Genomic DNA, 20,281 nt, shown 5'->3' with positions numbered 1-20,281 from the left:
CTCCTTATATCCCGATATTCCCTTCAAATTTATAATAAAATAATTCTAACTGTTCATCTATCGCTCTGTCAACCTCTATTTCTTCAACCAATGCTTGTGTAATTTCTAGGAGTTCTTTATCATCATAGAGATTTGCCAGCCTAAAAAATGGAACCCCTGATTGAGCGAAACCAAAAATCTGTCCCGGTCCACGAGTTTTCAAATCATATTCTGCCAGCTCAAATCCATCCTCATGATCTCTTAAGAATGACAATTTCTTCTTCGTCTCTTTCGATTGCGTATCGGATATCAGCACACAATAGGATTGTAAATCTGATCGCCCAACCCGTCCTCGAAGCTGATGAAGTTGAGCCAGACCAAAGCGTTCTGCATTTTCAATAATCATTAATGTTGCATTTGGAACATTAACGCCCACCTCTATGACAGTTGTGGATACTAATACTTGTGTAGAATAGCTCAAAAAATCATCCATAATTTTATTTTTTTCTTTAGCTTTCATCCGTCCATGGAGCATGCCAATTTGAATATCCTCTGGCATAAATTCTTTAAGCGTCTCTATATAATTCTCAACATTAGCCAAAGGCATCTCTTCATTTTCTTCCACCATCGGACAAACAAAATATACATTTCGTCCTGCCCGAACTTCTTTAAGTGCAAAGTTAAATATACGTTCACGATAAGAAGACGGCACCAAAAACGTATCTATTTTTTTACGTCCAGCTGGCAGTTCATCAACAATACTTATGTCCAAGTCGCCATAAACAATGAGGGCTAATGTCCTTGGAATCGGTGTTGCACTCATGACTAATGTGTGGGGATACCTTCCTTTATTAACCAAAGCTTCTCTTTGCATAACGCCAAAACGATGCTGTTCATCTGTAATCACTAATGCAAGTGCATTAAACTCTACATGTTCCTGAATCAGTGCATGTGTTCCGATAACAATATCTATACTTGCCTCTTTAATTTGTTGAGACATATTTTCTTTTTGCTTTTTTGTCATACTGCCTGTCAACAGCCCCACTGTAACCCCAAAAGCCGCAAGTTGATTTGATAAACTATGATAATGTTGCTTTGCTAAAACTTCTGTCGGCGCCATCATTGCACATTGATAGCCACTAAGCACTGTATTTAGCATACTAATAGTTGCAATAATCGTCTTTCCACTTCCTACATCCCCTTGAATGAGTCGAACCATCGTCGCATGACCATCCATGTCTTCAAATACATCATTCAATGCTTTTTTCTGGACATCTGTCAATCGAAAAGGAAGGTCTGATATGAAGCGATCTATTTCTCGATTTTTCTTTATTTTAAATGCATTATTTTGTTTTTTGACTTTCTCGCGTACCCGACGCATCGCCACTTGAAACAAAAAAAACTCATCAAAGGCCAGCCGCCGTTTTGCAATCTTTAAATTATTATCATCTACTGGATAATGAATCTTTTCATAGGCAAAATCGAGTGCTGCCAGCTGGTATTTTTCGCGAATATCCTCTTTAAGATAATCTGTAATCTGATGTTTCATGATTTCAAGGGATTGATTCACATAACCTGTAAGTTGCTTTAGTTTAACTTCTTTTGACAATGGATAAATCGGTTTAAGCTTAAGTTTAGATAATTGCTCAAATTCTTCTGGTTTGATTATTTTTGGATTTGTTATCATCCTACGATTATTCTTGATGACATATTTCCCTTTTAAAATCACCCGTTCATCTTGATGTAACACTTTTTTTATATAGGGTTGATTAAAAAACATCACTTGAATGCGCCCTGTACTATCACTAAGGGTAAAACGCACCATCACTCGTCCGTTAAACCTTGAAAGTGTAACAGACGATGTTATAGTCCCTTCTACATAGCAAGTTTCCTCTGGCTGAAGTGATGCAATGGCTCTTATTCCTTCAACAACCTCATAATCTCTAGGATAATAGTGAATTAAATCCGATACCCGATAAATGCCCATGCGATTAAGTGCTTGCTTAGATTTTGGTCCTACTTTTTTTAATGTCTCAACATCATTGAGAAGCAAATTCATTATAATCACCTTTTTTGTCTATCTTTCAACTATCCTATACTACAAAATAGGTTGCCATCGGCAACCTATTTTAATAACATTCATCAACATTTATATACTGTTATTCTACTGAAATAACATAATAGTATAATGGCTGGCCACCATAATGCACTTCAACTTCTACATCTTCATAAGTCTCTTCTATGTAAGCTGCCACTGCATTTGCTTGCTCTTCATTAATTTCTTCGCCATAATAGATGGTAACAAGCTCACTAGATGCGTCAACAATAGTCTTTATAAGTTCAAAGGTACATGCTTTGATATCTTTATCAACCACTGCAATTCCATTATCTGATATTCCTAAAATATCACCTGCTTGAATCGGCTTTGAGTCAATACTTGTATCTCGTACCGCAAATGTCACTTGTCCGGTTTTTACATCACGGCTCATTTGTGTCATTGCTTCAACATTTTCCTCAGGCGAAACTGTTGTATCAAATGCAATAAGTGCTGATACGCCTTGTGGTATTGTCTTTGTCGGAATCACATATACTTCTTTATCCTCGACCAATTCGTTGACCTGCGCTGCCGCCAAAATAATATTCTTATTATTTGGCAACAAATATATGACTTTAGAGTTAATCTCAGAAACAGCCTTAACAAAATCTTCTGTACTTGGATTCATCGTTTGACCACCTGTGACAACGTAATCCGCTCCAAGGCTTTTAAAAATCGTGTTCATACCATCCCCGACAGATACCACAACAAATCCATAAGGTTTTTCTTCTTGAACAACGGCTTCAACGTTTGCTTCGTCTTTTTTTAGATATCCATCTACATTTTGAATGACATGTTCAGCATGTTGCAACCGCATATTATCAACTTTAATATTCATTAATTGACCAATGACAAGTCCACGCTGCATTGCTGTTCCCGGTTCGTTTGTATGCACATGAATTTTAATTAAATCTTCATCTGCTACCGAAACAATCGAATCACCGATCGTTCCTAAAAACCGTTTTAAATCATTGGCATGTTTTTCATTTTCTTCAAGGGTATGACGATCGCCTGTATCAATAATAAATTCGGTACAGTACCCAAATTTAATTTCTTTCTCTACATGAACAATAGAAACTTTTGGCTCTTCATTATCTGATAAACTTTCATCATCTAATTCAAGCGTGACATCCGTTCCATTTTTTAGTGCCATCATGCCACCTTGTATAATGTACATAAGGCCTTGTCCCCCTGCATCAACCACACCTGCTTCTTTTAATACCGGAAGCATATCCGGTGTTTGTTCAAGGACTTCATTTCCATAGGCAAAAACTTCTTCTAATAAGAATAATATATCTTGGGATTCCACAGCTACTTCTGCTGCTTTTTCCGCCATTTTTTTGGCTACGGTAAGAATTGTCCCTTCTTTGGGCTTCATAACAGCTTTATAAGCTGTTTGAACACCTTTTTCCATGGCATTTGCAAGGATAATAGTATCCAGTTCTTCATGTCCACTGATTTCTTTTGAGAACCCGCGTAGAAGCTGTGATAAGATAACCCCTGAATTTCCACGAGCACCTCGAAGGGATCCAGATGAAATTGCCTTGGCAATTGCTGCCATATCTGAACCTTCAGCTTTATCCACTTCCTTTGCTGCAGCTAAAATTGTTAATGTCATATTGGTTCCTGTATCCCCATCAGGTACAGGGAAAACATTTAACTCATCCACATATTTCTTTTTTGATTCTAAATATTTAGCACCAGCTATGAACATATTTTTAATTACGTTCGAATTAATTGTCTCTAAAGTCACTGGTCTTCCTCCTTCAAGTTATTATTCGTCTACGCGAACACCTTCCACAAACACATCGATTTTATCAACCTCCATACCTGAGAACGTTTCGACTTTATATTTTACCGTGCTGATTAGACTATCAGTTACAGCTTTAATATTTACGCCATATTCAATAATGATATGTAATTCTATTGAGATTATATTCTCATTAACCTGTAAGTCAATTCCTTTGGTAAGACTCTCACGTTTAAGTAATCTTGTTAGTCCTGTAGTAAAATTGACCATAGCCATTCCAACAACGCCATAACATTCAATTGCGGATAATCCAGCAACTTTTGCAAGAACTTCATTTTCAATAACTACTTTTCCAAGCGCATTTTCCATATTTCCAACCATGGTAAGCCTCCTTTTTCACTATACTGTTTTTTCATTATATCATCTTTTCCTATGATTTCAAATTATAATTTAACTTTTTTTAAAATTTCCAAATCTTTGTCTTGCATTCTAACGCTTTTTTTGTTAAAATTGGATTGTTGTATTGATATAGGAAGAAGTAAGGAGGTGCAACAATGGCAAAATGTGCAGTATGTGATAAGAGTGTACACTTCGGAAACCAAGTAAGCCATTCTCATAGACGATCAAACAAACAATGGAAACCAAACGTAAGAACTGTTCGAGCAATCGTTGATGGTAGTGTTAAAAAGCTAGACGTTTGTACAAAATGTTTACGTTCAGGCAAAGTTGAAAGAGCTTAATTACTGGATATGAAGTTGAAAAAACGATAAAATAGGACCTGCAATTTCTATTGCTTATGCAATAAGGATTGCAGGTCCTATTTTTTCATTGTTGTAAACGCTTATAAAAACGCATCAATCATTCGATTGAATCACAAACAGTCGTCCCGACTGCACATCTATTGTTCCCTGTTCTTCTATAATTTCATTACTTACACCATAACTATCATATGCAAAGAGCCATGCATTTTTAAGTGGATACTTTAAATTCCGTGTTTCGTTAATGTAAGATTTCTCGATTGGAATAATCGACAAATATTTGAAGTCACGCTTCAAGTTTTTTGATGTTTTATAAATGGTAAGTTCATATGCCCCATCCACAACAAAAACAATATTATGCTTATCATAAAAGCGTATAGTTATCTGTGCGGAATATTTAAATGCTGTTAGCAAAGCACCTAATGAATGGTCTAGGCGTGACCCAAAAAAACCAAAGACATCAATGGCATTTGCCCCAAGAGCTTTCGCTTCTTCAAAGGCTGCATGTGTATCTGTGTAGTCTTTGATAGGATCAAGCTGATGAATCGGCACTTGTTGCCTAGCGAAGTATCCTTTAACCTGCTGATCCAGTGTATCAAAATCTCCTAGAATTGTATTTGGTACGATGCCAAGCTCATAAAGAACTTGGCATCCACCATCCACTCCGATAATATATGGTTTTACTTCTTGGGCATTTATATAATTAACTAAATCGTTCGCCTCAATGGTTCCTCCACTGACAATTAAGCATTTCATCATTTTTGACCTCTTATAAGTTAATGGATTTAAAATTTTCTATTTGAAGTTCTAGATTATCGGCATTAAAGATTGCAGAACCTGCAACAATTACATTAGCACCTGCATCAACCACTTTTTTTAAATTATCAAGTCCCACACCACCATCTACTTGTATATCAAATGTTTTTTTGTGTTCTTCTCGAATTTTTGCTATTTTTTTAATTTTATCATACATTGAAGGAATAAATGTTTGACCGCCAAACCCAGGATTTACTGTCATGATTAAAACCATATCCACATCGTCAATAACATAATCCAAAAGATTTAAAGGCGATGCCGGATTTAACGAAACACCTGCTTTTACTCCAAATGATTTAATATATTGAATTGTTCGGTGAAGGTGGGTTGTTGATTCTGCATGAACTGTAATAATATCAGCCCCTGCATCTACAAACTCACTAATATAGCGTTCTGGTTGATCGATCATCAAATGTACATCAAACACTTTTTCTGTATATTTACGTACGGATTTGATAATTGGTGGACCAAAGGTTATGTTTGGAACATACTGTCCATCCATTACATCAATGTGAACCATATCACAACCGGCTGCATCAATACGCTGTATTTCGCTCCCTAATTTTGAAAAATCTGCTGATAATATTGATGGTGCTATTTTAATCATGTTTATCTCCTTTTAATACCATTAGTTTAATATTTTCGTTTTTCTTTTAATTCATTATAAATATGCAAATAATTTTCATACCGTACTGGGTGAATATCTCCAGCAGCCAGTGCCTCTTTAACGCCGCATTTAGGCTCGTTAATATGATTACACCCTGCAAACTTACACATCGGTTCATAGCTGGCAAATTCAATAAAGTACTCTTTTACCTGTTCTGGTTCTAAGTCATCAAGTTGCAGCGAACTAAACCCAGGCGTATCAACGACATAAGATTGCTGGTCAATTGGAATAAGGTTGGCATGACGAGTCGTATGCTTTCCACGCTTTATTTTATCACTTATACTTCCTGTCTCCATATGCGTATGTTCTTGAATCAAGTTAATAATCGTTGATTTTCCAACCCCCGACGGTCCGGCAAAAACAGTTGTCTTGCCTTTCATCATCTCTTCAATGCGTTCCACACGTTTTTCCAAGTGCCTTTGTTCATCATTGACAGCACTCATCATAATTACCTTGTAACCTGCATGTTTATACATACTAACAACTTCATTATCCAAGCTATTTAACAAATCAATTTTGTTAAAACAGATGATGGCTTCAATGTTTTTGGACATAACCGCAATCAAAAAACGGTCCAACAAGTTTAAATTTGGTTCAGGATGAGCCACTGAAAAAACCACAAAGGCTTGGTCAACATTTGATACTGTCGGTCGAATCAAAGCATTTTTTCGAGGCAAAATCTCAAGGACATTTCCCTCCATGTCTTGTTCGTGAGTCACTTCAATACGCACATTGTCTCCAATAAGCGGCTTAATTTTTTGATTCCTAAATATACCGCGTGCACGACATTGGTAAACTCCAACCTGATTAACATCAACATAGTAGAATCCGGCAATACCCTTAACGATCTTTCCTATCATTCATTTCCTCCGTTTGCATCTTGAGTGTTCGTATTGGGAGTATCTTGTGTGAATTGTACAAAAAATTCATACTGTTGCACCCCATCATTATAGACGTGTATAATCCCTTCGCCTGTCTCCGTGGCGCTAAGGGTCATTGGAAAATCAGTATCCGTTACCACATCATTATAGAGTGTTTTTTCTTCGCCATTGATTGCTAAGACAACTTTAAGCTCACACTGTTCTTGATTATGATCCAAAATATTGTTAATTACAAAAGATTTTGTCTCAAGTACAATCTCACGTCCCAGGCTTACCGCTAGGTCAATGACATACTCTTCTGCAACTTCTCTACCCGCGTCAACCGACATACTGATCACTTTATTTTCTTCCACTGTATCATGGTGAATATAAGTAATGTTACCCACTTCCAAATTCAAGCTCTTAAGCACATTCTGCGCTTCTGCTATGTCCAAATTCTCTAGTTTTGGAACTTCAACATATGTTACTTCTGGTCCTTGGCTAACATAAAGTGTAACAACAGTTCCTTCAACAACTGATTCATTTGCCATTGGTGTTTGTCGAATAACCGTTCCTGTTGGAGCGCTATCGCTGTATTCTGGAACAACTTCTACAACAAATCCACTGTTTTCAAGCATTTTTGTTGCATCATCATACATTTGCTCCACTACATTGTTTACTGTAAATAACTGTATACCTTTACTAACAGTAACTTCAATTGTAGTGTCTGCAAGTACAAGTGTACCCATTTCAGGTGATTGAGTAATGATATGATCCTTTTCTACTTGAGTGTCATATTCATTTCCAATAACATTAATATCTAGTTGAAGTTCACTTAATGTATCACTTGCTTGGCTAAGTTCCATATTTTTAATATTAGGTACTTCAATTTCTTCCGGAATCATTTTCTTTGCAAAATTATTGTATACAAAAATTACAAGAATGGACACAATAATAAACGACAGCAATATACCTCCAATAACGACGACTTTTTCAAGCGGATCTTTTTCTTTTGTATATGCGTCAACTTCTTGTTTGTTCCATATATGTTTCATCTCTTCATTACGAAGTACTAACGTCTCATCCATTGCTATATCATTGGTATATACAAGAATATCTTCCGGATTTTTCATAACAAGCTTTAAATCTTCGATTAATTCTTGTGTATTTTGATAACGTATGGATGTTTTCTTTTCCGTTGCTTTCAGGATAATTGTCTCCACGTTTGGTGATATGTTGTGGTTGATATCCGAAGGTTTCGGCATGGGGTCATGTATCTGTTTAAGCGCCACATTGACAGGGTTTTCCCCAACAAATGGCAGTTTGCCTGTTGCCATTTCATACATGGTTATTCCTAAAGAATATATGTCGCTTTTATGATCTTGATATCCACCTCGGGCTTGTTCTGGCGCAATGTAATAGACGCTTCCTGAGGGATTTTCCGGCACATCTAATGTTTGATCTGTTGCAATACGCGCTATCCCAAAATCTGCCACTTTAACTTTTCCATCTTTTGTTAAAATAATATTTTGAGGTTTTATATCCCGGTGAATAATATGATTGACATGCGCATGCTCCAATGCCGATGCAATACTGAGTGCAATTTTTAAAAGGTACTCTTCCGGAATCTGCCCTTGCTCTTTAATATACTCCTTAAGCGTCTGGCCTTCTAAGTATTCCATAACAATAAAATGCGTACGCCCTTCGTTACCTACATCATATATGTTAACAATATTTTGATGCGATAAACTTGCAGCTGACTGGGCTTCGACTTTGAATTTTCTTACGAAATTTTCATCTAAGCAAAATTCTTCACGCAATACTTTGATGGCCACATATCGTTCAAGCTTTGTGTCTTTTGCTTTATATACAATGCTCATTCCACCTGAGCCAATTTTTTCTATAATTTCATAACGTTCATTAAGAATTGAACCGAGTTGTAACATTTTTCCACCACCTTTAATTATTTTGAATAATTATGCACGTAATATTATCAGTCCCACCTGCACTAAGCGCATCTTCAATCAATTTTTCGCAAATATCTCGGTTAGATTTTTGTTCTTTGATTACCTGCATAATTTCCAATTCACTAACCATATTCGTTAGTCCGTCTGTACATATAAGAATATATTCAATGACATTGTCAATTGTATCTAAATCTATTGTATATATATCCACTTGAATTGTAGCGTTGATGCCTACCGCTCGAGTAATTTGATTTTTTTGTGGATGATGTTTTGCTTCTTCCGCGGTAATGGCTCCTACATCCACGAGTTCTTGGACATACGAGTGATCTTTAGTGATTTGTTCTAAACGATTATTGATGTAAACATAAAATCGGCTATCTCCAACGTGTGCTACATATATTTTTCGGTCAATCATACATGAAGCAATCACAGTTGTTCCCATATTGTATAATGTTGAATCTTCTATTGCTTCATTAAAAATACGCTGATTTGCATCTGAAATTGCCTGTTCTAAAATTTGCGCCGGTTCCATGGAATCTTTTGCTTTTTGAATACTTTGAATAATTGTATCCACAGCAAGCTTTGAAGCCACTTCACCACCACGATGCCCGCCCATACCATCAGCCAAAACATATAAATTACTTAAGGGGCCAATGGACGTATCTTGGTGAAAAAAAGCATCTTGATTTACTTTTCGTATATATCCTTTATGACTTAAACCATATGATTGCATAGCTCCTCCTCTTTAATCCTGACGATTATTGCGATATTGATTGCGTAGTTGTCCGCACGCCGCATCAATATTTTGCCCCAATGATCTTCGAATGGTTGATACAATATTATATTCGCTTAATTGTTTTTGGAAAGCTAAGACATGTTGCATGTCTGAAGCTTTTTGATCTTTCTCATCTACCGGATTAATCGGAATCAAGTTGACATGACATAATAATCCTTCAAGTAGATGGGCTAAGTCTATGGCATGCTGTTTTGTATCATTAACATTGTGAATCAAACTATACTCAAAAGAGATACGTCGCTTTGTTATTTGAACATAATCATGACACGTCTTCATCAATTCATCCAAAGGATATTTTTTTGCAATTGGCATCATTGTCTGACGCTGGGATTGGTATGGAGAATGCAAGGAAATCGCCAAATTCACTTGCGGTGAGTCCTGTGCAAATCGCATGATTTTATCTCCAATTCCACATGTTGACACCGTAATATGGCGGCGCGAAAGATGCCTTCCCTTTTCATGAGAAATCAATTCAATAAATCGTTGCACATTCGCATAATTGTCAAAAGGTTCTCCTGTTCCCATAATAACAACACTGTGTATCGGTTCTTTTAATTGACGTTCAATAACATATATTTGCTCTAGCATTTCTGAAGGTTTTAATTGCCTTGTAAGCCCATTAAGAGTTGATGCACAAAACGTACATCCCATGCGACAACCCACTTGGGAAGAAATGCATACAGAATACCCATATTTGTAGACCATTAAAACCGTCTCAACCAATTGTCCATCTTCAAGTTCAAAAAGGTACTTAACTGTTTGATCTTTTGCATCTTCACTTTTTGCAACTTCTTTAAGATGCTGTATCGGATATGCTTGTTTTAATTTGTCCAGCAACGCACTCGGTAAATTACTCATTGCATCATATGTGTTTATTTTTTTCTCATGCAACCATTGAAAAATTTGTTTTGATCGAAATCCTTTTTCGCCCCATTGGGTAACAACATCATTGATCTCATTGATTGTCATGGACTGAATATCATATGTGTTCATACTTAACTTTTTCTCCTCAGCTTAGATATAAAAAATCCATCTGTCCTTGATTTATGTGTTAATAACTGTATGTTTTTATCTTGGACAAAACTATTGATATGTTCGCCTAAGCCTTCTTTACCTATATCTACTTTTTCAAAGTTTGGATATTTATCTAAAAACCAATTGATCTGTTTTTCATTCTCGTTAGAATTAATTGTACACGTACTATAAATCAACTCGCCACCAATTTTAACATATTGATGCACATTATCCAATATCTGTTTTTGAATTTTAATCAATGACTCAATCTTTTCTAAGGACATATGCATCTTAATATCCGGTTTTGTTCTTAGTATTCCAAGTCCTGAGCATGGAACATCTGCTAATACACAGTCAAACGCTTCCTTCCACGAAGGATTATACTGTGTCGCATCAGCCACCTGTGGCGTAATGGAATGTAACTCAAGTCGCTTACAGTTTTCCTCAATTTTTTCAATTTTTTTATTTGAAACATCACAAGCAATGATTTTTGCCTTATCACCTTTAAGTTCAGCCAAATGGGTGACTTTTCCTCCCGGAGCTGAACACACATCAATAATGTCTGTAGCATCTTGACCAACCAATTTAGCCACACACATTGAACTTTCATCTTGTACTTGAAAATATCCTTGTTCAAATCCTTCAACTTCTTCAAGTCGATCATATCCTGTCAGATAAAATGCTTCTTCAAAAAAATATCCAGGTCGTAGCGTATACTTTTTCGATAGTTTTTCCTTAAGTATATGGGGATCAATTTTATGAATATTGGTTCTTATACATGTGTCTTTTACTTGCATACTTTCTTGTAAATATGCCTCCAGCTCTTGTGGCTCATACATCTTAAGTAGATAGTCAACTAAATCTTGTTGCATTGAATACGCAATTGACATTCGCTCTTTAAGCGGTAGTGCTTCAACTTTTGCAAATAACGCGTCTTGATTACGCTCAATGTTACGAAGTACACCATTGACAAATCCTTTTAACTGAAACATCTTTCGTTTCTTTACCAGCTTAACCGTCTCATTGATTGCTGCATGATTTGGTATTTTATCTAAAAAAAGAAGTTGATATATACCTAACTGCAAAATATGGCGTATTACCGGTTTCATTTTGTTTTTTTTCACATTCGAAGAAATATTAATAAAATAATCCAAAAGAAGTTGATTTTCAATAACTCCGTAAACTAGTTTTGAAATAAAACTGCGCTGGGGCTTCGTCAACTCCTGTTGTTGAAAGTACCCATCCAGCACTTGACGAACGAAAACATCCTTTCCCTCAACGTCTTCGAGTACTTTCAGCGCAATATGACGCTCATTTATATTAGTCATCACGCCGTCCTCCAAACACTAAAATAAGGCGAATAAGACTTAAGACAGCTGTTGCTGCTGCCGCCACATATGTAAGCGCCGCTGCATTTAATACTTTTTTTGCCGGTCCCATCTCTTCATCACTTAGCATGCGCTCTGCATCCAGAATTTGTAATGCACGTTTTGATGCATTAAATTCAACGGGCAATGTTACAAATTGAAAAAGAACAGCTCCCGCAAAAAAGAGAATACCCAGTTGTATCATTAGATACCCAACGAAAGAGTTGCCACCAAATCCACCCAAAATAACACCAATCATAATCATAGGCATGGACATTTTATTGACCAAGTTAACCCCTGGCACAATGGCATGTCGTATGGATAAAAATACATATTGTTGTTGATGTTGTATGGCATGACCACACTCATGTGCTGCCACACTAATTGCCGATAACGAATTTTTGCTATGCACCGTATCCGACAAACGAACCACCTTTGTTCGCGGGTCATAATGGTCGGTCATATCTCCTGGTATATGCTCTATTCTTACATCATATAATCCTTGGTCATCAAGAATTTTTCGCGCAACTTCCGCTCCCGTATATCCATTTCGGTTGGCGTATTTCGAGTATTTTTTAAATGTTGAGTTTACTTTACTGCTTGCATATAATGTAAATAAAATCGCCGGAATTAAAACGATATAGGATGCATACCATGTATAATTATAAAACATATATTCACTTCTCCTTATAAACTGTCAAACTGGTCTCCCACACATAATACATGCCCATTCAAGTAATCGGTTGCATTCATGCGCTTTTTCCCTTGTTGTTGGAGTTCTTTTATGTAAAGGACTCCTTCTCCACAGCATATGCCAATTCCCTTTTTTTTATCAATGTGACAAATAGTTCCCGGTTTAAACGCAGCAACATCAAGTGTTGCATTGTCCCCATCAGCATCCGCTTTCCAAAGCTTAATCAAAGCACCATTAAGATGACTAAACGCACTAGGCCATGGATTTAATCCGCGAATGAGTTGCTCTATTGTCTTTGCAGAACATGACCAATCAATCTGGCCGGATTCTTTTTTCAACATAGGGGCATACGTTGCTTGCTCTTCATCTTGCACCTTAGGCGTAATGGACTGTGCTTCTATTTTTTTTAGTGTATCTAGTATTAACGGTCCCCCTAAAGTCATTAACTTATCATGAAGGCTACCTGCCGTTTCATCCGGAGCAATCGGTAGGCTTGTCTTTAATAACATGTCTCCAGTGTCCATCCCTACATCCATCTGCATCGTTGTAATCCCAGTTTCTTTTTCACCATTAATCACAGCCCACTGATATGGAGCTGCGCCTCGGTATTTGGGAAGCAACGATGCATGAATATTAATACATCCGTATTTTGGCGCTTCAAGTATAGCTTTAGGTAAAATCTGACCATATGCAATAACAACGGCTACATCCGCTTCAATAGCTTGAAACTGTTCTACATGTTCTAAATGCCGAATGCGTGTCGGTTGATATACCGGAATATCATGTTCGATACATACCTGTTTAACCGGTGGCATCATCATTTTTTTCCCACGTCCTTTGGGCTTATCTGGCTGGGTATAACAGGCCACAATGTCATGTTCTGAATCAATGAGTGCCTTTAATGTTGGAACACTAAACTCAGGCGTTCCCATAAAAATAATCTTCATTGCAGCCTCCTATTCTTGGTCATATTCGACCATCTCTTGGGCAATATCAATATATAAGCGACCATCAAGATGATCAAGCTCATGGCAAATTGCTCTTGCCAAAAGCTCTTCCCCTTCAACGGTAAATACTTCACCTTTTTCATTCATCGCTTGTGCCTTAACATAGTTTGGACGTTTAACGATTCCTGATTTTCCAGGTACGCTCAAGCAGCCCTCAACACCTTCTTGCTCCCCGGCACGTTCAATGATTTCAGGGTTAATCATAACAATAGGCCCTTCACCGACATCAATAATAACGATGCGTTTTAGCACACCTATTTGAGGTGCCGCAAGTCCCACACCGTTCGCATCATACATTGTCTCAATCATATCTTCAACAAGTTCTTTTATCTTTGGAGTTATCTCTTCAACTTTTCTTGCGTGTTTGCGAAGAATCTCATCGCCTTCTATTCGTATTTGTCTTAATGCCATCTTAATTCTCCTTTTCTATTAATACATAATCATCGGATTTATATCCACATGCATTTGCAATTCATTTTTAATTTTACTATCTATACTATTATAGAGTTCTTTTCTAATATTCGTCAACTGTCTATATGAACTTCCTTTGATTAATAGACGATGTCGATACTTACCTTTAACCTTTCCAATGCTTGCCTTTGCCGGTCCCAAGACAATAATGTCACCTAATTGCTCATTGTTTTGTCCGTAGTGTTCAAGCATTTTTAGACATTCATTCAAAAATTTCATTCCGATTTCTTCACGTTCTGAGAAAGTAATCAACTGCAGTATATGACAAAACGGAGGGTAAATCATTGCTCTCCTAAATAAAATTTCTTCATTATAAAAGCCTAAATAGTTTTCTTCTAGTGCATAGGTAAGCGCAAAATGGTCTGGACTATATGTCTGTATATAGGCATGTCCATCAACTTCCCCTCGACCTGTTCGACCAATAACTTGTGTAACTAATTGAAACGTTCGCTCTGCTGCACGAAAATCATCTATGTGCAAGGATAAATCTGCCGCAAGTACACCTACAACAGATACATTGTGAAAATCATGTCCTTTTGCAATCATTTGTGTTCCAATCAATATATCAATTTCCTTTTGATCAAATGCATTCAAAATAATCTCATGTCCATGTTTTTTTTGGGTCGTATCTTGATCCATCCGAGCAATATTGGCTTCTGGAAATTGTTTTTTTATATATGCATGTATTTTTTGGGTTCCTGCTCCAAAAGCTTTTAAATAGGACGAGCCACATTCAGGACACGTCTTGTTAACCGGAAGCGAATAACCACAATAATGACAAATCATACGTTTGTTATTGGCATGATATGTCATCGAGACATCACAATGTTTACACGTATATACAAAACCGCATTGTCTACAACTGACAAAATTGGCAAAACCTCTACGATTGATAAATAATATAATCTGCTCTTTTTTTTGTAGCGCTTTGGCTATAGCCTGTTCTAAATCATGGGACAAAATACTTGTATTGCCATTTTCTAATTCATGACGCATGTCGATCATTGTAACTTTGCGATTTGAACCTACAACTGCCCGCTTATTAAGTTCAAGCAGTGTATATTGACCTGCTTGGGCCTTATAATAGCTTTCAATTAAAGGGGTTGCACTCCCAAGAATAACCGGACATTGATGGTCCATACTTCTTTTAATGGCTATCTCACGCGCATGATATCTTGGGTTTTGCTCTGACTTATATGTATGCTCGTGCTCTTCATCAATAATAATCAATCCAATACGTGTAAATGGAGTGAAGATAGCCGAGCGCGCGCCTACCATAATCTGAATCTCACCACGTTTGGCTTTTAGCCATTGTTCATATCGCTCACCTAAATTCAGCTTTGAATGCTGTACTCCCACAACCTGACCGAATCGTTCAATAAACCTTTGCGTCGTAAGGGACGTCAGCCCAATTTCCGGAATAAGGACAATAACACTTTTCCCTTGTTCTAAAACTTGCTGAATCAGTTGCATATAGACTTCTGTCTTTCCACTTCCAGTCACTCCATGAAGCAAAAATGTCCCTTGGCTTTCTAATGAATGAGATACTTGATTGACACATTTTTCTTGCTCTTCATTAAGAATCAGCTCTTGGCCCATCGCACGGTTTTTAAGTACACCAATATCCCTGCCCACCTCATCATCTGAAATACTAAGGTAGCCAAGTTCTTGTAATGTTTTTAATAATGTGGTTGTCGTTCCCATAATCTGACACGCTTGTTTCATCGGAAGTTTTATTGCCGACAAGTTCTGTTCATCCATTTGACCCAAAAACGCCGCTAGTATTTCGCGCCTTTTTTTTGTCAAACCTTCTTTACTCTCTAATTGCAAGTCTTTTGCAGCAGTTGTAGCCTGGATCTTTGACATGCTTACAAACTTTTCTGTCTTCACTTTTGCATTGACATCTGTTGGAACCATCAATTTTAGAGCCGAAGTAATACTGCATTCATAACGTTTATGTATCCAGTAGGCAAGTTTTATAAGTTCCTTTTCTACTTTTACATCTTCAATGACTTCATAGACTTCCTTGAGTTCAAAATCAGGTTCTTTTATCAGATATCCCCGTTCCGTTACATATGCTTCCTTTAGCGCATTGCCTTTTCCAAATGGCACTAAAACTACAGACCCAACTTCAACACGGTCTTTTAATTTGGGGGGTAAAATATATGTAAATGGTCTGTCCAAAGCTTTGGTTGATATACCAATAATCACTTGAACGCTTTCCATAAATATCGCTCCTATTAAACGTTTAGCTATAAGACAAAAAGACGCATGTGCGTCTTTTTGTCTTATAGCTATATAATGTCTATTTTTCCTTCATATAATTCTTCAACTGCACAAGATAATTCTTTAATACGCATTGGGTTTTTCTTCGCTTTAAAATCATCTTCTCTTTCTTCAAATGATTGATTCTCTTCGATTAATTGACGTGCACGCTTGGATGTTGCAATAATCACCGAATATCGACTCTTTACTTTTGTACCGCTTTCTTCACTACGATCATTGATAACGCCCATTAAATCAGAATAAGATGGATGTAACATAGGTATGCTCCTTTCAATTTATAATGCTTTGTAACTCTTTTTTCAATTTATCAATTAGATTTTCGTAATGCTTCACCTTTAAATGTTCTGCACTACGAATATTTTCTAACATGTTTACACTATCTGGAAGCTGATCATTAACCAAAATATAATCATAATGTGGTATCAAATCAACTTCTTCACACGAACGTCGCAACCTATTTTTTATAACTTCTGCCGTCTCGGTTCCACGTCCAAACAAACGATCTTCAAGATCTTTTGCATGTGGTGGAACAACAAAAATCAAAATGGCTTCTTCATACATACGCTTCACTTGCAATGCACCTTGCATCTCTATCTCAAGTATTACATCATGCCCTTGTTCTAGCTGTTTCATAACAAAACTCTTAGGCGTTCCATAATAATTGTTAACATATGACGCATATTCAATCATATCTCCATTATCAATCATATGTTCAAACTTTTCTCGTGAAATATAATAATAATGGACACCGTCTTGTTCTCCTTGGCGCATTTCTCTTGTTGTTGCTGAAACAGATAATCGCACATCCTCATTGCGATTAATAAACTCCTTAACGATTGTTCCTTTTCCCGCTCCTGAAAACCCGGAAACAATTAAAAGCAATCCTTTTTTTTCCATTTCAAACTCCGTTCTAATATTATTCTATATTCTGTATTTGCTCCCTAACTTTTTCAATAAGGGTTTTAAGCTCAATACCATGATTTGACACTTCTATATTATTGGCTTTACTTAAGACGGTATTTGCCTCTCGGTTCATTTCCTGTGAGATAAAGTCTAACTTACGCCCAATGGCTTCATCGGCATCTAATGTATCGCGCATGTGTTTTATATGACTTTCCAAACGAACTATTTCTTCGTCAATACAGCTCTTATCTGCATATATTGCAACTTCCATTGCAATGCGTTCAGGATCGATAAGCGCTTGATCTGTAAGTTCAGATATACGTTCTGTCAACTTAATACGATAATCTTCAATAACTTTTGGCGTGATTGACTTAAGTTGCTCAACATATTCTAACATATCATTTAGTTTTAATTTTAAATCTGTCTTTAGCATTTGTCCTTCTTTAGATCGCGTTTCTTTTATATTGCTTAATGCTACTCGAAGCGATTCAAATGCTAGATTTTCGATAACTTCTTCTTCGCACTGATCTTGCTCTTCCAAAACAAGCACTTCTGGATATCTAGATAAATGCGAAACTTTAATATCATTTTCAATGTGAAATTCTTGGCTTATTTGCTTAAACTGATCCATATATTGCTCAGCCAAATTTTTATTATACCTAATACTGTTTGCTTTGTCACTTCGATCGTCATAATTAATAAACACATCGATTTTACCACGATGAATTTCTTCTTTAATAATGTTCTTCAACTTGTTTTCAATATGAAAAAGGACTTTTGGCATACGAATATTAATATCACAGTAACGATGATTCACACTTTTCATTTCAATCGTTATTGTTCGATTATTATTGACAGCTTCACCCCGTCCAAAACCTGTCATACTTCTAATCATAATTTTCCTCTTTTCTTAGGTTTCTTTAGTATTATACATGAGGTGCTAACATTCGTCAACAGACCTACTTTTTCTTCTTATGAAGATTACGAATCGTCTTTTTCTTCCCTTTTTTATTTGGTGTTTTGGCTGTACGTTGATTTGTCTTGATGTTCTTGGCGTAATTGCCTTTAGCATAGATTAAGCATTTTTTAGCCGAACCAATCAAATCTTCTCGCCCAGCTATAATCAGCGCTTCTTGAACCAGGCGGTAATTTTTAGGATTCCGGTACTGAATCAAAGCCCTTTGCATAGCTTTTTCATGAGGATTTTTTGCCACATAAACGGATTGTCCCGTTCGCGGATCAATTTCGGTATAATACATGACCGTTGACATAGTACTTGGTGTAGGATAAAAGTCTTGTACCTGCTGAGGGACAATGTTTTCAGCATGCAAAAATTCTGCTAAAGTAATTGCGTCATCAATCGTTGACCCCGGGTGTGAAGACATGAGATAAGGTACAATAAATTGCTTTTTGCCATAGTGCTTATTTAATTGATTATATTTTTGGGTAAACTCTTTATAGACTTTATGATGTGGTTTTCCCATATAATCTAAAACTCGGTTTGATACATGTTCCGGTGCTACTTTTAGTTGACCGCTAATATGATGTTGAACCAATTCTTTGAAAAAAGTATCGTCCTTATCGTAGAGCAAATAGTCAAATCGAATTCCTGAACGGACAAAGACTTTTTTTATCTTCGGGAGTTCGCGCATTTTTCTAAGCAATTGCAAATAATCGGAATGATCAACGGTCATTTGTTTACAAGGATCTGAACCTAAGCAGTTTTTATTCTTACATGGTCCCACTGTTAATTGTTTTTCACATGATGGCGCTCGAAAGTTCGCCGTAGGTCCGCCTACATCATGTATATATCCTTTAAAATTCACATCCCATGAGATTGCCTGTGCCTCTCGTAGAATTGACGCATGCGATCTTGCCTGTATTGTACGCCCTTGATGGAAGGTCAATGCACAGAAGTTACAATTTCCAAAGCAGCCTCGATTACTAATCACACTAAATTGTACCTCTTCAATCGCCGGCACATTTTCTGTGTACATCGGATGGACTTCTCGAGTATATGGGAGACTATAATAATAGTCAAACTCAGATTCCGTTACTGGAGCCATGGGGGGATTAACAACAACATAGCTATTTGAATCATACGATTCAACAAGTGTTTTCCCAAGCGCAAAATTCCCCTCTTGGGTTTGGGTCAAGAAACTTTGTGCATATTTTTTCTTATCTTGAAGCAAGCTGGGATATGACGGCAATTCAATATAGTCCACTAGATCTTCCAGTGTTTTTTTTCGATAAGCCGTTCCTTTAATATATCCTATTTCTTCAATCGGTATCCCATTGTCCAATGATGAGGCAATATCTAAAATAGCTTTCTCACCCATTCCATAGACAAGAATGTCCGCAGCTGAGTCAAGTAAAATTGAGCGTCGCAGTTTGTTATCCCAATAATCATAGTGAGCCAATCGCCTTAGACTTGCTTCAATTCCGCCCAAAATAATTGGCGTCTGCTTATATGTTTGGCGAATAAGATTCCCATAAACAATCGTTGCTCGGTCAGGGCGGGCCCCCGCTTTTCCTCCAGGTGTATAGGCATCATGATCTCGGCGTCGTTTCGCAACCGAATAATGATTAACCATGGAGTCGATATTCCCACCAGAAACCAAAAAAGCAAGACGTGGCTTCCCAAGAATCGTAACTGAGTTTGGGTCTTTCCAGTCTGGCTGGGCAATAATACCAACACTATATCCGTTGGCTTCAAGCAGTCTTGAAATAATTGCAATCCCAAAAGAAGGGTGATCCACATAGGCATCTCCACTTACAAAAACAAAATCAAAGATATCGATACCTTTTTCTTTTCCTTCTTCACGTGTTGTTGGTAAAAATCGATTCATCT

At 36.9% G+C, this 20,281-nt stretch carries 19 protein-coding genes; 1 reads left to right on the top strand and 18 read right to left on the bottom strand.

What is annotated here, in order from left to right; genetic code table 11:
* Positions 1 to 4 precede the first annotated feature (4 nt).
* The 3 genes from recG to QBE53_08020 form a co-directional block, all read right to left on the bottom strand.
* Positions 5 to 2,038 carry an ATP-dependent DNA helicase RecG gene (gene recG / locus QBE53_08030; protein WZL83048.1) on the bottom strand — a complete coding sequence of 678 codons (2,034 nt, stop codon included), beginning with the start codon at positions 2,036 to 2,038 and terminating at the stop codon, positions 5 to 7.
* A 100-nt stretch (positions 2,039 to 2,138) separates the two neighbouring features.
* Positions 2,139 to 3,827: a DAK2 domain-containing protein gene (locus QBE53_08025; GenBank protein WZL83047.1), complete on the bottom strand. Its 1,689-nt coding sequence runs from the start codon at positions 3,825 to 3,827 to the stop codon at positions 2,139 to 2,141.
* A gap of 21 nt (positions 3,828 to 3,848) precedes the next feature.
* Entirely contained in the window at positions 3,849 to 4,205 is a 357-nt protein-coding gene (locus QBE53_08020) for an Asp23/Gls24 family envelope stress response protein (GenBank protein ID WZL83046.1), read from the bottom strand.
* Positions 4,206 to 4,378: 173 nt separating this feature from the next.
* Between QBE53_08020 and rpmB the strand changes: the two genes are divergently transcribed.
* Positions 4,379 to 4,564: a 50S ribosomal protein L28 gene (gene rpmB / locus QBE53_08015; protein ID WZL83045.1), complete on the top strand. Its 186-nt coding sequence runs from the start codon at positions 4,379 to 4,381 to the stop codon at positions 4,562 to 4,564.
* A 114-nt stretch (positions 4,565 to 4,678) separates the two neighbouring features.
* On the opposite strand, the gene QBE53_08010 is transcribed toward rpmB, so the two are convergent.
* The 15 genes from QBE53_08010 to QBE53_07940 all read right to left on the bottom strand — a co-directional run bounded on the left by QBE53_08010 (position 4,679) and on the right by QBE53_07940 (position 20,279).
* Positions 4,679 to 5,341: a thiamine diphosphokinase gene (locus QBE53_08010; protein ID WZL83044.1), complete on the bottom strand. Its 663-nt coding sequence runs from the start codon at positions 5,339 to 5,341 to the stop codon at positions 4,679 to 4,681.
* A 10-nt stretch (positions 5,342 to 5,351) separates the two neighbouring features.
* Positions 5,352 to 6,005 carry a ribulose-phosphate 3-epimerase gene (gene rpe, locus QBE53_08005; protein ID WZL83043.1) on the bottom strand — a complete coding sequence of 218 codons (654 nt, stop codon included), beginning with the start codon at positions 6,003 to 6,005 and terminating at the stop codon, positions 5,352 to 5,354.
* A gap of 26 nt (positions 6,006 to 6,031) precedes the next feature.
* The gene (gene rsgA / locus QBE53_08000) at positions 6,032 to 6,925 is read right to left on the bottom strand and encodes a ribosome small subunit-dependent GTPase A (protein ID WZL83042.1); all 894 of its coding nucleotides are present in this window, start codon (positions 6,923 to 6,925) and stop codon (positions 6,032 to 6,034) included.
* Complete coding sequence (gene pknB, locus QBE53_07995; protein WZL83041.1) at positions 6,922 to 8,871, bottom strand: Stk1 family PASTA domain-containing Ser/Thr kinase; 1,950 nt, start codon at positions 8,869 to 8,871, stop codon at positions 6,922 to 6,924. Before pknB ends, rsgA begins: the two co-directional genes overlap by 4 nt.
* Before the next feature lie 13 nt (positions 8,872 to 8,884).
* Positions 8,885 to 9,625: a Stp1/IreP family PP2C-type Ser/Thr phosphatase gene (locus QBE53_07990; protein WZL83040.1), complete on the bottom strand. Its 741-nt coding sequence runs from the start codon at positions 9,623 to 9,625 to the stop codon at positions 8,885 to 8,887.
* Positions 9,626 to 9,637: 12 nt separating this feature from the next.
* Positions 9,638 to 10,681 (bottom strand): 23S rRNA (adenine(2503)-C(2))-methyltransferase RlmN, encoded by a 1,044-nt coding sequence (gene rlmN, locus QBE53_07985; GenBank protein WZL83039.1) that lies wholly within the window; start codon positions 10,679 to 10,681, stop codon positions 9,638 to 9,640.
* Between the two features lie 2 nt (positions 10,682 to 10,683).
* Complete coding sequence (gene rsmB, locus QBE53_07980; protein WZL83038.1) at positions 10,684 to 12,030, bottom strand: 16S rRNA (cytosine(967)-C(5))-methyltransferase RsmB; 1,347 nt, start codon at positions 12,028 to 12,030, stop codon at positions 10,684 to 10,686.
* Complete coding sequence (locus QBE53_07975; protein WZL83037.1) at positions 12,023 to 12,742, bottom strand: zinc metallopeptidase; 720 nt, start codon at positions 12,740 to 12,742, stop codon at positions 12,023 to 12,025. The genes rsmB and QBE53_07975 overlap by 8 nt, the downstream gene beginning before the upstream one ends.
* A 14-nt stretch (positions 12,743 to 12,756) precedes the next feature.
* Positions 12,757 to 13,710, bottom strand: coding sequence for a methionyl-tRNA formyltransferase (gene fmt, locus QBE53_07970; protein WZL83036.1), 954 nt, complete (start codon positions 13,708 to 13,710; stop codon positions 12,757 to 12,759).
* 9 nt (positions 13,711 to 13,719) lie between these two features.
* Positions 13,720 to 14,181, bottom strand: coding sequence for a peptide deformylase (gene def, locus QBE53_07965; protein ID WZL83035.1), 462 nt, complete (start codon positions 14,179 to 14,181; stop codon positions 13,720 to 13,722).
* 18 nt (positions 14,182 to 14,199) lie between these two features.
* The gene (priA, locus tag QBE53_07960) at positions 14,200 to 16,467 is read right to left on the bottom strand and encodes a primosomal protein N' (GenBank protein ID WZL83034.1); all 2,268 of its coding nucleotides are present in this window, start codon (positions 16,465 to 16,467) and stop codon (positions 14,200 to 14,202) included.
* Between the two features lie 68 nt (positions 16,468 to 16,535).
* On the bottom strand, positions 16,536 to 16,784 hold the full coding sequence (gene rpoZ, locus QBE53_07955) for a DNA-directed RNA polymerase subunit omega (protein ID WZL83033.1): 249 nt from the start codon (positions 16,782 to 16,784) through the stop codon (positions 16,536 to 16,538).
* A gap of 13 nt (positions 16,785 to 16,797) precedes the next feature.
* On the bottom strand, positions 16,798 to 17,424 hold the full coding sequence (gene gmk, locus QBE53_07950; GenBank protein WZL83032.1) for a guanylate kinase: 627 nt from the start codon (positions 17,422 to 17,424) through the stop codon (positions 16,798 to 16,800).
* Between the two features lie 19 nt (positions 17,425 to 17,443).
* The gene (locus tag QBE53_07945) at positions 17,444 to 18,325 is read right to left on the bottom strand and encodes a YicC family protein (protein WZL83031.1); all 882 of its coding nucleotides are present in this window, start codon (positions 18,323 to 18,325) and stop codon (positions 17,444 to 17,446) included.
* Between the two features lie 64 nt (positions 18,326 to 18,389).
* Positions 18,390 to 20,279, bottom strand: a complete 1,890-nt coding sequence (locus tag QBE53_07940) for a YgiQ family radical SAM protein (protein WZL83030.1) — start codon at positions 20,277 to 20,279, stop codon at positions 18,390 to 18,392.
* Positions 20,280 to 20,281 lie beyond the last annotated feature (2 nt).

The sequence above is a fragment of the Vallitaleaceae bacterium 9-2 genome, from assembly GCA_038396585.1.
In the GTDB taxonomy this organism is placed as follows: Bacteria; Bacillota; Clostridia; order Lachnospirales; family Vallitaleaceae; genus UBA1351.
This window is presented reverse-complemented; position numbering and strand designations above follow the sequence as displayed.

Bases quoted from the DNA above. Each gene is read 5' to 3' on its own strand.
- recG (WZL83048.1), bottom strand. From the start codon at position 2,038: ATGAATTTGCTTCTCAATGATGTTGAGACATTAAAAAAAGTAGGACCA.
- QBE53_08020 (WZL83046.1), bottom strand. From the start codon at position 4,205: ATGGTTGGAAATATGGAAAATGCGCTTGGAAAAGTAGTTATTGAAAAT.
- rpmB (WZL83045.1), top strand. From the start codon at position 4,379: ATGGCAAAATGTGCAGTATGTGATAAGAGTGTACACTTCGGAAACCAA.
- QBE53_08010 (WZL83044.1), bottom strand. From the start codon at position 5,341: ATGATGAAATGCTTAATTGTCAGTGGAGGAACCATTGAGGCGAACGAT.
- rpe (WZL83043.1), bottom strand. From the start codon at position 6,005: ATGATTAAAATAGCACCATCAATATTATCAGCAGATTTTTCAAAATTA.
- rsgA (WZL83042.1), bottom strand. From the start codon at position 6,925: ATGATAGGAAAGATCGTTAAGGGTATTGCCGGATTCTACTATGTTGAT.
- pknB (WZL83041.1), bottom strand. From the start codon at position 8,871: ATGTTACAACTCGGTTCAATTCTTAATGAACGTTATGAAATTATAGAA.
- QBE53_07990 (WZL83040.1), bottom strand. From the start codon at position 9,625: ATGCAATCATATGGTTTAAGTCATAAAGGATATATACGAAAAGTAAAT.
- rlmN (WZL83039.1), bottom strand. From the start codon at position 10,681: ATGAACACATATGATATTCAGTCCATGACAATCAATGAGATCAATGAT.
- rsmB (WZL83038.1), bottom strand. From the start codon at position 12,030: ATGACTAATATAAATGAGCGTCATATTGCGCTGAAAGTACTCGAAGAC.
- QBE53_07975 (WZL83037.1), bottom strand. From the start codon at position 12,742: ATGTTTTATAATTATACATGGTATGCATCCTATATCGTTTTAATTCCG.
- fmt (WZL83036.1), bottom strand. From the start codon at position 13,710: ATGAAGATTATTTTTATGGGAACGCCTGAGTTTAGTGTTCCAACATTA.
- def (WZL83035.1), bottom strand. From the start codon at position 14,181: ATGGCATTAAGACAAATACGAATAGAAGGCGATGAGATTCTTCGCAAA.
- priA (WZL83034.1), bottom strand. From the start codon at position 16,467: ATGGAAAGCGTTCAAGTGATTATTGGTATATCAACCAAAGCTTTGGAC.
- rpoZ (WZL83033.1), bottom strand. From the start codon at position 16,784: ATGTTACATCCATCTTATTCTGATTTAATGGGCGTTATCAATGATCGT.
- gmk (WZL83032.1), bottom strand. From the start codon at position 17,424: ATGGAAAAAAAAGGATTGCTTTTAATTGTTTCCGGGTTTTCAGGAGCG.
- QBE53_07945 (WZL83031.1), bottom strand. From the start codon at position 18,325: ATGATTAGAAGTATGACAGGTTTTGGACGGGGTGAAGCTGTCAATAAT.
- QBE53_07940 (WZL83030.1), bottom strand. From the start codon at position 20,279: ATGAATCGATTTTTACCAACAACACGTGAAGAAGGAAAAGAAAAAGGT.